The sequence below is a fragment of the Roseibacillus persicicus genome (assembly GCF_014651675.1).
In the GTDB taxonomy this organism is placed as follows: domain Bacteria; phylum Verrucomicrobiota; class Verrucomicrobiia; order Verrucomicrobiales; family Akkermansiaceae; genus Roseibacillus; species Roseibacillus persicicus.
The window spans coordinates 119,629-133,372 of sequence record NZ_BMXI01000008.1; the positions used below are offsets into that span (position 1 = coordinate 119,629).

Annotated in this window: 9 protein-coding genes; 5 read left to right on the forward strand and 4 right to left on the reverse strand. The window is 56.9% G+C overall.

The features are described 5' to 3' along the window. Positions 1 to 10 precede the first annotated feature (10 nt). From IE099_RS20790 to IE099_RS10625, 4 genes are all read right to left on the reverse strand, one after another. The gene (locus IE099_RS20790) at positions 11 to 1,207 is read right to left on the reverse strand and encodes a restriction endonuclease subunit S (RefSeq protein ID WP_229809478.1); all 1,197 of its coding nucleotides are present in this window, start codon (positions 1,205 to 1,207) and stop codon (positions 11 to 13) included. Further along, on the reverse strand, positions 1,204 to 2,814 hold the full coding sequence (locus tag IE099_RS10615; RefSeq protein ID WP_189569904.1) for a class I SAM-dependent DNA methyltransferase: 1,611 nt from the start codon (positions 2,812 to 2,814) through the stop codon (positions 1,204 to 1,206). The genes IE099_RS20790 and IE099_RS10615 overlap by 4 nt, the downstream gene beginning before the upstream one ends. A 696-nt stretch (positions 2,815 to 3,510) precedes the next feature. Next, a complete protein-coding gene (gene argH, locus IE099_RS10620) occupies positions 3,511 to 4,866 on the reverse strand; it encodes an argininosuccinate lyase (RefSeq protein WP_189569905.1) in 1,356 nt (451 codons plus the stop codon). A 314-nt stretch (positions 4,867 to 5,180) separates the two neighbouring features. Beyond that, entirely contained in the window at positions 5,181 to 5,582 is a 402-nt protein-coding gene (locus tag IE099_RS10625) for a helix-turn-helix domain-containing protein (RefSeq protein ID WP_189569906.1), read from the reverse strand. Between the two features lie 288 nt (positions 5,583 to 5,870). Here IE099_RS10625 and IE099_RS10630 point away from each other — a divergent pair, with 288 nt between their 5' ends. The 5 genes from IE099_RS10630 to IE099_RS10650 all read left to right on the forward strand — a co-directional run bounded on the left by IE099_RS10630 (position 5,871) and on the right by IE099_RS10650 (position 13,692). Continuing rightward, the gene (locus IE099_RS10630; protein WP_189569907.1) at positions 5,871 to 7,403 is read left to right on the forward strand and encodes a methyltransferase domain-containing protein; all 1,533 of its coding nucleotides are present in this window, start codon (positions 5,871 to 5,873) and stop codon (positions 7,401 to 7,403) included. Further along, on the forward strand, positions 7,306 to 10,020 hold the full coding sequence (locus IE099_RS10635) for an ATP-binding protein (RefSeq protein WP_189569908.1): 2,715 nt from the start codon (positions 7,306 to 7,308) through the stop codon (positions 10,018 to 10,020). The genes IE099_RS10630 and IE099_RS10635 overlap by 98 nt, the downstream gene beginning before the upstream one ends. Next, complete coding sequence (locus IE099_RS10640) at positions 10,013 to 11,158, forward strand: response regulator (RefSeq protein ID WP_189569909.1); 1,146 nt, start codon at positions 10,013 to 10,015, stop codon at positions 11,156 to 11,158. The genes IE099_RS10635 and IE099_RS10640 overlap by 8 nt, the downstream gene beginning before the upstream one ends. Positions 11,159 to 11,173: 15 nt before the next feature. Then, positions 11,174 to 11,554, forward strand: a complete 381-nt coding sequence (locus IE099_RS10645) for an EthD domain-containing protein (protein ID WP_189569910.1) — start codon at positions 11,174 to 11,176, stop codon at positions 11,552 to 11,554. 68 nt (positions 11,555 to 11,622) lie between these two features. Next, positions 11,623 to 13,692 (forward strand): RecQ family ATP-dependent DNA helicase, encoded by a 2,070-nt coding sequence (locus IE099_RS10650; RefSeq protein ID WP_189569911.1) that lies wholly within the window; start codon positions 11,623 to 11,625, stop codon positions 13,690 to 13,692. Positions 13,693 to 13,744 lie beyond the last annotated feature (52 nt).

Consider the following 13,744-nt stretch of genomic DNA (forward strand, 5'->3'; position numbering starts at 1 on the left):
CAGATGGGATCTATTTAATGCCTTGACGAGGGCTTAGGAGTTTCGGGAGAAGGAGGTCGCGGGTTTGGCGGAGGGTTTGGTTGCGGCGTTCAAGAGAATAGACTGAGCGAACAATTTTTTCCGCAAAGACTCCGAACGCGCTACAAATTTCAGTGGGAGGAACTAGAAGGTTTTTTGCGATGAATTCAGGCCAGTGGCCTTTGTAGTCGTTAAATTCGATCAAGTCCTTTGTGGCCCAGTGCAGCCAATAGAGGTTTCGTGCCAAATCAGGCGCTGAACGAAAAGGGAGAACGTTTTGAATTGCCGAAAAGGGATACTGAATAATCCGCTGGTAGCAGGTGTGGTTAGCGAAGACGATCACAGGATTGTCCTCGGTGGCAACAAAACCAGGTTCATCGTTGTGATAGCCAATGATTCCAGATTTTCCTTGGTCGAGAACAGGGATAGCCCCCGTCTCATCGACTGTTTTCTGACTGTATTTCTTTCCTGCTGGGAATCTTTTTAGCGCATCTTCGACCGTCTTCACCTCCCACCCGTCTGGAATCGGGCCGAGGGGGGAGTTGGTGAGGGTGAGTTTGGGGGGGAGGCCGGCTTGGGTGAGGACTTCGGGGGGGATGCGGAAGTGGACGAACCACTCGCGGTAGAGGGATTGCGCCATCTCCTCCAGAATCCGGATGCGCCGCAGGTTGTTCTCAATCAGTTCGTCGTAGGCCGAGAGGATGCCTGCGATTCGGCGTTGGGTGGGGAGGTCTGCGTGATATTGAATCTGATGAACGCGTAACTGGCCTAGCCCGAGAAAGGGCTGAGCAGATCCAGTCTTCGTCCCTTTCGCGAGAGCTTGAAACTGTGGGCTTACAACAAGGTAGTAGAGGTAACGTCCATCAATCTTCTTTGGGTCCGGCTTAAAGAGAGCAACATTTTTGATGCTGAACTCACGTTTCGTGCGCACAAGTGCGGCCTCGCCCAACGAAGCTCCAATGTGGGCAAAAAGTGTATCGAACTGCTCAGGCTTTGATCGTGCGATGACCTTCCTGTGGTCGGGCTCGGAAATCTGATCGCAAGTTTCAAAGTCGATCGTTCCTCCTACAATCTCCTTCGCTTTAACTAGCGGAAATCCTTCTTCCACCCTTTTGGGCGTATCGTGTGTTCCATCAGTTACTAAGGAGCAAACATCAGCGAGGGCGGTAGTAGTGAGTCTATTTTTCATACCGTCTCCAAAATTTCTAACACGTTCTCTGCAATCTTTTCCTCCAACTCCCGCGCTTCGCCGTTCAGGACTTCGAGCTCGTCGTTGAGTGCAACGAATTGTTCTTTGAAGTCTTGGTCGCTGAGTTCTTCGCCTTTGGCGACGCCGACGTAGCGGCCGGGGTTGAGGGACCAGCCTTGCGCTTCGATTTCGGCGCGGGTGGCGGCTTTGCAGAGGCCGGGGATGTCTTTGAATTGTGAATTTTGACGAGTGAGTGGTGAATTGTCGGAGGGGTCTCCGAAGACTTCGCGGAATTTGGGTTCGGAGCCGTGGTGGAATTCGAGGTCTTGGCCGCGATAGAGGCGGACGACGTTGGCGAGGAATTCGTTTTGGGCGGGGGTGAAGTCGCGGTGGGCGCGGTCGAGTTGGCGGAAGACGTGGCGGGCGTCGAGGAAGAGGACGGTGTCTTCGCGCGGGGTGCCGGTTTTTCCTTTGTCCAAGAACCAGAGGGTGCAGGGCAGGGTGACGGTGAAGAAGAAGTTGGATCCGATGCTAACCATGACGTCGACGTGGCCGCTGCGGATGAGCTTTTCGCGGATGTCTTGCTCGGAGGCGCGGGCGTCGGCGGCGGAATTGGCCATGACGAATCCGGCCCGGCCCCGGGGACTGAGCGCGGAGTGGAAGTGCTGAACCCAGAGGTAGTTGCCATTGTCGGTGCGCGGCAGGCCAAGGGGATAGCGCGGGTCGTCGGCGAGGCGTTCTTTATCGATCTTGCTGACGTTGAAGGGTGGGTTGGCGAGCACGAAGTCGAAGCGCCCCACGGAGTCGTGGAGGTCTTCGTAGTAGGTATTGCCCTGCCGGATGTCGCCACTGAGCCCGTGCACCGCGAGGTTGAGGCGGGCGAGGCGGCTGGTGTCGGTGACGCGCTCTTGGCCGTGGACCGAGATTTCGGCAGTGGGGTTCTGGTGATGCTCAGCAACGAAGCGAGCGGATTGAACGAACATGCCGCCGGACCCACAAGCGGGGTCGTAGATGCGGCCATGGTAGGGTTCGAGAATATCGACGATGAGGCGGACGATGGAAGTGGGGGTGTAGAACTCGCCGCCCTTTTGTCCCTCGGACATCGCGAACTTGCCAAGGAAGTATTCGTAGATGAGCCCGAAGGTGTCGCCTTCCTGATCCATGGGGATGGAGGCCATGACCTTGAGGAGTTCAGCGAGGGTGCGGTTCTCGAGGATTTGGAAGGTCTTGGGTAGAACGTCGGCAAGGTCGGGGTTTTCCTTTTCCACCGCCCGCATGGCCTCGTTGACCGCTTTGCCCAGTGCGGAGCCTTCGGGGAGTTGGAGGAGATGGGGAAAGCGGGCTTCCTCGGGTAGATAGAGCACGCCCTTGGCATGGTAGTCGGTGGGGCCAATCTTGCGGCGGGAGCCGGGCTTGGGCTGAATCTCCTCGGCGACGGCAGCGAAGCGGGTCTCGGCATAGCGCAAGAAGATGAGGCCGAGGACAATGGGGGAGAATTCGGAGGGCTTGAGGGCGGCATTGGCCCAGAGGCTATTGGCAGCGTCCCAAAGGGTTTTTTCGAGCTCGGCGTGGGAGTCGTCGGCAGTCGCGGGTTCGGTCCAGTGCATCTGGCGAGAGAATTAGCAGGGATGGACGAGGGAGGGAAGGGAAGGGTTTTGGAGGCGGGTCAGTTTTTTTCGACGCAGAGGCGCGGAGGCGCAGAGAGGGTCGCGGAGGACGGGGCTTTGGTTTTTTCTGTTTTGGTTTTGGGACCAGAATGGATGGGATGGATGGGATTCAGAAAAGGACCTATGAGCTCGTTTCCAGACGAAGCGCGGAACTTCAGTCCGCCCCAGAGCATCGTCGGGTCCGGTTTTGTTTGGACGGGGACATTGAGACTCCGGGGCTGGGCTCAGGGACAGGAATGTCCCTGCTCCGTCGACACGCAAGTCTTCGGATTTTTTGGCGCAGCTAGCCGGGAGTTTTTTCTTCGACGCAGAGGCGCGGAGGCTCAGAGAGGGCCGCGGAGGACGGGGCTTTGGTTTTCTCTGTTTTGGTTTTGGGACCAGAATGGATGGGATGGATGGGATTCAGAAAAGGACCTATGAGCCCACTTCCAGACGGAGCGCGGAACTTCAGTCCGCCCCAGAGCATCGTCGGGTCCGGTTTTGTTTCGACGGGGCTTTGAGACTCCAAGGCTGGGCTCAGGGACAGGAATGTCCCTGCTCCGTCGACACGCGAGTCTTCGGATTTTTTGAGCTCAGAAGAGAGCAGTTCTGGAGCGGCTGAAGCCCGTGCTCCGTTCTGGGTGGGGACTTGCTTTTTTAGCCGATGGCAGCGTGCCAGCGTTCGATCTCAGCTTTGACGTTGTCCGGGCTGGGGGCGCCGGGGTTGGTGCGGGCGCGGAGGGCGGTGGCGAGGTCGAAGACGGCGTTGGCCTCGGGTTTGTAGGCGGGGTCGATCTTGGTGAGGTCGAGTTGATCGAGGGGAGTGTTGGTGGCGATGGATTCCGCGACGGCCCGACCGACGAGGTCGTGGGCCTGGCGGAAGGGGACTCCTTCGCGCACCAGCCAGTCTGCCAAATCGGTGGCAAGCAACATGGGGTCGGCGGCGGCCTTGGCGCAGTTGCCGGTGTGAATGGTCATCGCTTCGACCATCTCGGCATTGACCTTGAGGGTGAGGACGATGGTGTCGATGGAATCGAAGAGGGGCTCTTTGTCTTCCTGCAAGTCGCGGTTGTAGGTGAGGGGGAGTCCTTTGACTGCGGTGAGGAGGGCCATAAGATTTCCGTAAAGGCGGCCGGTCTTGCCCCGGGTGATCTCGGAGACGTCGGGATTCTTTTTCTGCGGCATCAGGGACGAGCCGGTGGTGTGGGCGTCGGAGAGGGTGACGAAGTGGAACTCGGCCGAGGACCAAAGGATGAGATCCTCGGAGAGACGCGAAAGGTGCGCTCCGATGAGGGAAAGATTGAAGAGGATTTCCGCCAGGTAGTCCCGGTCGGAGATTGCATCCATCGAATTGTTCGTGACGTCGTCGAAGCCGAGTTCGTCGGCAATGGCCTTGCGATCGAGATTGATGGTGGAACCTGCCAGAGCGCCGGAGCCGAGGGGGCTGACGTTGAGACGCTTGCGGGTGTCGGCCAAGCGGCTGATGTCGCGGGAAAGCATTTCGACATAGGCCAGAAGGTGGTGACCGACGGTGACGGGTTGACCGCGCTGAAGATGGGTGTAGCCGGGGATGGGGTCTTCGGCGTGTTTCTTCGCTTGGCTGAGAAGGGCTTTCTGAAGCTGCACCACAAGGCGGGTGATCTCGTCGATTTCTTCGCGGCAATACAGGCGCGTATCTGTGGCAACCTGGTCATTGCGGGAGCGGGCAGTGTGGAGCTTCGCTCCGGTGGGGCCGATGTCGGCGGTGAGGGCAGACTCGATGTTGAGGTGGATGTCCTCCAGCTCGGTGGAGAATTCGAACTCGCCCTTTTCGATGCGTTCTTGAATGGCTTTGAGCCCAGCCTCGATTTTCTCGAACTCTTCCTGCGTCAGGATGCCCGCTTTCACCTGAGCGCGGGCATGAGCGATGGAGCCCCGGATGTCGTGTTTATAGAGGCGCCAATCGAAGGAGATGGATTCTCCGAATTGTTGAACGAGATCAGCGGTTTTTTGAGCGAAGCGGCCTTTCCACATAAGTGGGGAAGGATTAGCGCCTCGGACCGGAAAGGGAAATGGTATTCTTACCCGCTTTGCGGTTCGTGGTAATAAACGGCGATAAAGACGGTAGCGGGCTCGGCGAAAATTTGATGTCCGTTAAAAATAGAGACCACCTCTAGAGTGGGGTTGGCGTGTAACCACTCTTGCGACTGCCGATGGACGCTATCAACCTGCTCCGTGACCAAAAAGTGGGGCGCGAAGCGAATTCCGCCCGAGGAGCGAGCACAGAAGATTCGATGAGCTATCGGCCTTGGCAACGGAGAACGAGCAGCCAGGAAGCGGACTCAGTCCTAGCCGAAGGAGAATCCGGGGTCCATGCAGCGGGCCTGCTCGGTTTTCGTCCATGCGGTGATAGTCATTCCGTAGAACAATTTCACTTCACGGGCGAGGTGGGTGTAGTGCGAAAACCCGAGGAGAGAGACAATTTGATCAGCCCCATAACCCATTCTTAGATAGCGTTGAGCTAAAATAATGCGATGTGTTCTGAAATATTCTTTCGGCCCAGAACCGGTAGCTTTTTTGATCGCATTCTCCAATTCTTGCACCTGCGCGCCGATCGCGGAGGCGACTGCAGCGACCTTAAATTGATTTTGTTCAGCTAAAGTCATGATGTCCTGACCGTCGTCAGTCAGCAAACGATGACCCTCGCGAACTAATTTGAGAGAAGCTCTTTTACCTTTTTTTTCCGCCATTTGAACTGAAAATGCCTTAAACCACGGGGTTTGTCTACTAAATAATAAGGAAAATCTTACTTCAAATATTACTAGAAATAAGTGACTTATTTAAAATAAAAGCGCGGACAGGGTCCCAAAATCCGAAATATTTTGAACTTTTCAGCTCGTGGAGTTTCGAATCAAACATACGTGAGCATTCAGAGAAGTTGGAGTTTAAGGCCAAAATAATAGTCGAGAACCGAAACTTGTCAGATGTTCCGCCGTTTTTCTGAAATCCGGCAAAGTCCCACATATCCACATTTAGACATGTCCACAGACTCACTAGAAAAAAAGCTATCATCGGGTGTCATCAGTTTCCTCACCAGCCGGGGTCAAAGGGTTAAAGCACGAGTCCGGGACCTTCGGGCGGACTCGCTGGCCTTCGAGCTCTTGAGCGCGGAGAACATCCTGCAGATGTCCGAGGTTCTCCGAGAGGTTGAAATCAAGGTCGGAGAACGCCTGGCCTATCAGGGCGAGTTGACCGTGACCGGTATCGTGCCCCTTGGTGTAATGGTTGTTTGCGATGCTCGCTTGTCGGGCAACTGGCTCCTCGACAGCTTTGCCACCGATGACTTCCTGGCCAATATTGAGGAGAACCTCGAGAATCACACCGTCGAGTGGGCCCGAGACCACGAGATTCGTCCGGTCTTCCGGGCCATGGTGGGCGATTTGGAGACCTACCTCACGGGATTGGAAACTTGGTGCGAACAGGTCGAATGTGGAGGCTTGGCCAATCGCAGCGACCGGGAGGCCCGGGAAGAACAAATCCTGACGCGGGTCGGGCCAATTGTGAGCCGTGAGATTGCTTCCCACTTCGCCGACTACGAGCGGGTGGTGAAGAAACTGGACGCTGACCTGCGGGTTGCTCATCGGGCCCACCTCATGAAAACCGTTCACCGCTTCATCCTGCAGTCTCCTTTCAGTTACCGCTGCTTCAAAAAGCCTCTTGGCTACGCGGGTGACTACGGAATGGTCAATCTGATGCTGGGGAACCCCTATCAGGGAGCCACTTTGTTCGCCAAGCTGCTGAACAATGCGTTCTTGGAGACCGGGCCCGTTACCGCACACCAGAACCGAATTCACTACTTGGTGGATACTCTGCGCGAGGTGGCTACCGAGCGGGCGGCAAAAGGTCTGCGAACTCGCGTTCTGAATCTGGGCTGCGGTCCTGCGCAAGAAATCCGCCGCTTTATCGAAGAAGAAGCTGTTTCCGAGATGTGCGACTTCGAGTTGCTGGACTTCAGCGCCGAGACTCTCCGCCACACCAAGCGGGAGATTGGGGAAAGTCAGGAAAGAAGCGGTCGCCACATCAATTTCTCGCTCATTCAAGAATCGATCCAGGGCTTCCTGCGCCAGGCGAGTCGAGGAGAGGAATATGACAAAAACAGCTATGACTTAGTATACTGCGCAGGTCTATTTGATTACCTCCAGCAACGCTTCTGTGCGAAACTGACCAGCGTCCTTACCGAGCTGATCAAACAGGACGGATTGGTCGTAGTCACCAATGTCTCCAAGCATAACACCATCCCTTCGGTGATGGAGGACTTCTTGGATTGGAGCATTATTGAGCGAACTGAAGAGGAAATGTTGGCATTAGCGCCCACCGAAAATTTAAGCATACTTAAAGAATTGAAATCGGATGTGACTCGCATTAATCTGTTCCTTGAGCTGCGCAAGCCTGCCGCTCTGAGAAGTGATGTGGATGCGCCTGAAAAAACTGATGCAGCGACGAACGGTCGATCCAGCCTTTCTGGAACGGTTCGAAGCGGAGGAAGCCATCTCGCGGGTTCCGAATTATAGAATTGCCAGTGGACTCGGGGCCATTTTCATCGCGGCCGGTTCCGTCATGGATCGGTTGGCGTTCCCCGAGATTTGGCACACTCTCGTCCTGCTACGCGGCGAGTGTGCCTTTACTCTTCTTTTACTCTACTGCCTGCTGGGTACGAAGTGGGGCGAGCGCCGCCACTTGATCATCGGCCACTTCATCGAAGGCTCCCTCATTCTCAGCATCATGGCCATGGTGGGTCGCACCGGCGGTGCCTCCTCTCCTTATTATGCCGGCCTCTGTCTCGTGATGGTCGGGGCCAGTCTTCTGCTGCGGTGGTCCATCATGCATGGTGTGGTCAATGTGGTCTTCTGTTGTGGGGGTTACAGCCTCCTGATTGTTCTGTTCCCGGTCAATAATGCGATGGAGTCGGGCAGCCATCTGGCGGTCCATACCTTCTTTCTCTACGTCACGGGCTTTTTCACCGCTGCGGGAACCTACTTTCTCTATGAGCTCCGGCTGAACGAATTCCGCCTTCGGGAGGAACTGACAGCCGAGCGAAAACGCTTGGAAAAGAGCCACCAGAAGCTCAAGGAACTCGACGAGAGCAAGACCAATTTCTTTGCCAACGTCAGTCACGAGCTCCGGACCCCCCTCACTCTCATTCTCGGTCCTATCGAGCAACTCGCGTCCTACGCCCCAGTGCGCGACAATCCCAAGCTCAATACTTTGGTTCAATCGATGGAAGAAAATGGCTTCCGTCTTCTTCGCCTCATCAACGAGCTGCTAGACATCATTCGATTGGATGGAGGGCAATATGGAGTCCGGACCGAACTCACGCAGATCGATGATCTGATGGGTTCCATCTACCGATCACTTGTCCCCACCGCCGAGCAGAAAGGACTGAATCTGGAACTCCATCTGGAAAATGCTCCAAAAGGGACCTTCCAGATCGATCGGATGAAGTTCGAGAAAGTCCTCATCAATCTGGCGACCAACGCTATCAAATTCACCCAACCGGGAGGCACCGTCAAACTCATCGCCAGAGAGACCAAAGGCCGTGAGGTGGAGTTCGAAATCGCGGATACAGGCGCGGGAATGTCTGATGAGGAGAAAGAAAACGTCTTCCGCCGCTTCTGGCAGGCGGATGCCAGTTCCAAACGCAGACATCGGGGGGCTGGAATCGGTCTTTCTCTAGTGAAGGGACTCGTCGACCTGCTGGAGGGAACGATTCAGGTCAGCAGCGAAATGGATGAAGGGACGACCTTTACGGTGAAGCTTCCACTCGGTCCATCCACCCAAACCAGCTCCATTGCCCTCGACGACGACGACCTCGACCCCATCGAGGAGCTGAACCGCAAGGCCCAGTTCGGCGGGCTCATCGTGGAGGCGAACGCCATGCCAGTGGTCGATCCTCTCTTCTTCGATGCTCCGGACAACAAGACCCCAGTCATTCTGGTGGCGGAGGACGAGCCCGATGTCCGCCAACTCATCGTCTCCCAGCTCTCGAGCTACAAGCTCCTCATCGCCACCAACGGCAATCAAGCCATCGAGTTGGCCACCCAGTATCTGCCGGACCTGCTCCTTCTCGACTGGATGATGCCGGAAAAGGACGGGCTGGAGGTTTGCCAAATCCTCCGCAAGACCACCGCGCTGGAGAGAGCGCCCATCATCATGCTGACCGCCCGGATCGACGAGCGCTCCAAAATCGAGGCACTCCAAGCGGGGGCAAACGACTTCCTGACCAAGCCCTTTGCCCCCACCGAACTGAAGCTCCGCATCAGCCACCTGCTCAATACGGGTCGGTTCGAAAAAGAAGTGGTGCAAAAGTCACAGGAGCTGGGAGCCGCCCTCGCCGAACTGAAGGAATCGGAGTCCATGCTGGTGCAGGCCGAAAAGCTCTCCTCCCTCGGACAGATGAGCGCCGGGATCATTCACGAGATCAACAACCCGCTCAATTACGCCAAGACCAATCTCTATTCCCTGCGCACCTTTGCAAAGCTCCTTCCGCCCGACGAGAAGGAGGACTTCAACGAAATCACCTCCGATGTGGAAGAGGGCCTCGAAAGAGTCGTTCAAATTGTCAAAGATTTGCGCAGCTTCGCCGTTAAAGACAAAACCCAATTCAATGACGTCAACCTCGCGGAAGTAGTCGCAGCGAGTTCACGCCTCCTAGGCAACCGCTTGTCCCACGTCCAATTCAAGTCCGAAGTTCCAGACCACATCCACATCAACGGAAACTCCAACCAGCTCTGCCAAGTTCTGGTCAACTTCATCCAAAACTCACTCGACGCACTCCAGGAGGCCGAACGCGAGAATGAACAGGGGATGATTCAGGTCGAGGTCACCCAGAGCAGTGAATGGATCTCATTGCACTTGAAAGACAACGGCTGTGGTATTTCTCTTGAAAATCAGCAGCAGATATTCGATCCCTTCTACAGTAGCAAAGATATTGGCCAAGGAATGGGGCTTGGACTCAGCATCTGCTACCGCATCCTCGATCAGCACGGAGTAAAAATCGAACTGAAAAGCGATGTCGGAGTGGGAACCCACTTTACCCTCAACTTTCCGATTATCCTGGATGACCGCGAATTTCAAGAGTCTCTGACTCAACCTCCAACAGAAGAACCGAATACGATCAATCATGAGTGACACCAACGCACTGAACTCAAAGAGCTACTATGTGCTCTTTGTCGATGACGAGGAGAAGACCCGGAAGGCCTTTACCCGGCTTTTCCAAGACGAATTTAAAATCCTTCTGGCTGGCGATGGCGCGGAAGGCTTCGAGGTCTTTATGGAGAGGCAAGATGAGATCGGCGTCATCATCACGGACCAAAAGATGCCGCGGGAAACAGGGGTGCAGTTCTTGGCGAAGGTGGCGGCGGTTGACGAAGATGTCGTCCGTATTCTCTCCACAGCCTATGCGGAACTGGATGCAGCGGTCGCCGGGGTCAACGAAGGAGGCATCTACCGTTATGTCACCAAGCCTTGGGATGTTCCTGAACTGGAGATCACCCTGCGCCGGGCAATGGAACTCTTTTCCCTCCGCAAGCAACAGGCCTCCCACGACAGTACCGGCAGCCTTGATGTCGATTCTGTTTTGCTCAATCAACGCGTCACCGGCTTGGCCTTTTCCCAAGCGGCTGCCTCCGAAACCGATCGCCCGCACGGGATCCGGGCTGGAGCCATCTTCCTGGCAATGCTGGGTTGGCAAGGCTTGGGTGAGGGCGGCGAAGTCGATTGGGTGGCCCGCTACCAAACCCAAAGCAACTTCTTCCGCACGGTCTTCCGCGAAAGTGCTGCCACCTTGGAGACCCAGGGCACCCTCGATTGGTCGCGCCCCGCGCCTCCATCAGCTGCCATTCAGGCGGCTGCCATCGGGTGCGACGGCATCACTCTCAAGGCCGGCGGCAGCGATTCTACTGTTTGGCCGGGCCCGGCGCCCCTCCTCGCCGAAGCTCTGCGCCCTCTCATGGTAGCCTTTTCGAACATGCTTTCCCAGCTGCCTGGCGGAAGCTGTGAGATCAGAACCAACTTCAATACCGTCGATTTCCACTTCTCAGGATTCCCGTTGAAGAACGGTCAGTTGATCCTCGCCACCGACCCCGATAGCACGCCCGTCCTCGCTTCGCTCTTGCAAGCTTGTCTCCAGGTTGAAGCCTCCGGCGGACATCTGAGCATTTTGCGTTCAGGGGAAGGGCTCGCAATCCGGCTCGGATTCGAAGAGAACTCTACCGAAGAAGAAGTGGGCTTGGCTGCCGTCAAGCAGTTGACCGCCATGGGGCAGTAACGATCCCTCGAAGCCATGATCAAGTTCGTCTACTGCGTGCGCAAAAAGGAAGGCATCTCCGACGAGGAATTCTACCGTTACTGGAAGGAGAATCATGGCCCCTTGGTGCGCAGCTTCGCCGAGACCATGGGCTCTCTGAAGTATGTCCAAAGCCACACTATCGACACCGTCCTCAATGAGGTTGGCCGCGAGGTGCGGGGCATGCGACAAGCCTATGACGGCATCACCGAAGTCTGGTTCGAGTCAGCGGAGGCACTCGCCAACATGCTGCTGACCGAGGAAGGCAAGAAGGCGAACAAAACTCTCATCGAGGATGAAGCGACCTTCTGCGAACTGCGCGAGTGTTCGGTCTTTCTCACCGAGGAGCACGTCATCTTCGACCGCACGGAATCCTAGCGAACTACTGGCGTATCTTTGAACAGTTCGGGATTGCCTTGCGAGGCTGGCTTTCTTCTGATGGGGCCGTGATTGAACGCGCCCGCGAAGTTCTCCGTGATGTCTTTGGCTTTGAGGAATTCCTCAGCGGCCAACAGGAGATCGTGGACCATATCCTCGCAGGTCGCGATGGCCTCGCAGTGATGCCCACCGGGGGCGGAAAGAGTCTTTGCTACCAGCTCCCCGGCCTGGTGAAAGAGGGCGTGACCCTGGTGGTCAGCCCCCTCATCGCCTTGATGAAAGATCAGGTCGATGCCTTACAAGCCAAAGGAGTCAAAGCCGCCGTCATCAACTCGACGCAGAGCTGGGAGGAGCAAAAGCAAATCCTCGACGAGGTGAGGGCGGGCGAGATCAAGCTGCTCTACGTCGCGCCAGAACGCTTTCGCGCCGGGAGCTTCACCTCCGCAATGTCGCAGGTGAACATCGCGATGCTGGCCATTGATGAGGCCCACTGCCTCAGCCAATGGGGGCACGACTTCCGCCCCGATTACCTCCGTCTTGGCAAAGCCCGCAAGGAGCTGGGCAACCCCCAGTGCGTGGCCTTCACCGCGACCGCCACTCCCGTGGTCCGGCTGGATATTCTGAAGGTCCTTGCGTTGGACGACCCCTTCGAAACCATCACCGGATTCGGGCGCCCCAACCTCAGCTTCAACATCACCGCCGTCTCCAAAAAGGCCGACAAATACAAGCGCCTGCGCGAAATCATCCTCGAATACAAAACAGGCATCATCTACTGCGCGACCCGCAAGAAAGTCGACGAAGTCAGTGAGACCCTCGCCAGCTGGGGGCTAAAGGTCGCGGCCTATCACGGCGGGATGTCCGACAAGGAGCGCGACAAGGTGCAGGACTCCTTCATCTCCCGCCGCAAGGATGTCGCGGTGGCTACCAACGCCTTCGGCATGGGCATCGACCGCAGCGACGTGCGCTTCGTGGCCCACTTCGAGGTCCCCGGCAGTGTGGAAGCCTTCTATCAGGAGGCGGGGCGCGCGGGGCGTGATGGCGAGGCGGCCTGGTGCGAATTGCTCTGGAACTTTGCCGACACCCGCACGCAGGAGTTCTTCCTGGAAGGCGTCAATCCCGGCCCGGGCGTGGTGCGCGACCTCTACCAGTGGTTACGCTCCTCCGCCGATAGCAAGGGCGAGGTTTTCCGCAGCCTCGACGAAATGCGCGACGAGCTCGGCGTCTCCAACGGGATGGCCGTGGGCAGCGCCCTCTCCCTGCTCGCGCGCATCGGTTATGTCCAGCGGTTTGATGTCCCCGGCCAACGCTTGCGCGGGACTCGTCTCCTGAAGCCCAACGAACCCCTCGAGCTCGACGAGGCCGCGATGGAGGAGAAAGAGCGCCGTGACCGGCAAAAGCTCGACTCTATGATCGCCCTTTGCGAATCGGGAGGCTGTCGGCAGGAGTGGATCCTCGACTACTTCGGCGAAGAGGGAAGGGAATGCGGCACCTGCGATGTCTGCCGCAGCGGACAGAGCGGAGACAAGCGCGACCTCACCGAACCCGAAAAGCTCATTGTCAAAAAGGCCCTCAGCGGAGTGGCCCGCATGAGCGAACGCCTCGGCCGCACCTGGCAACCGCGCTTTGGTCGCGGAAAGATCATCCTCATGCTCACCGGCAGCCAAAGCCAGGAGATCATGAACGCGGGGCTCAACCGCCTGTCCACCTATGGCATTTTAAAGGAAGAGGGAGCGGCCTTTCTCAATGAACTTTTCCCCGCCCTCGCCGATGCCGGTCTCGTGCAGACCATTCGCAAGGGTGATTACCCACTCATGATCCTGACCGAGCGCGGTCATGCCGTGATGATGGGCAAGCGCGAGGTCCGTCTCAGTTGGCCCAGCCGCAAGGTCGCCAGCGCGAGTGATGAAGGGCCCTTTGACTCGCGCGTCTACTCCCGGCTCGCCGACCTGCGCACCCGTCTTTGCAAGGAAGAAGGCTGCGCGCCCTACATGGTCCTGAGCAATCGCGCCCTGGAAGGATTGGCCCGCGCCTTACCAAAAACCATCAACGAAGCCCTCGAGATTCCCGGCATCGGACCTGCCAAAGCCGGGCAGTATGGCGAGCAGTTTCTCGCCATCATTCGGGAGATGGCGGATTGAAAATCTCACAAACTACTGGAGCATCTCCCGAAGTCGGGCACAGTAGAGAACG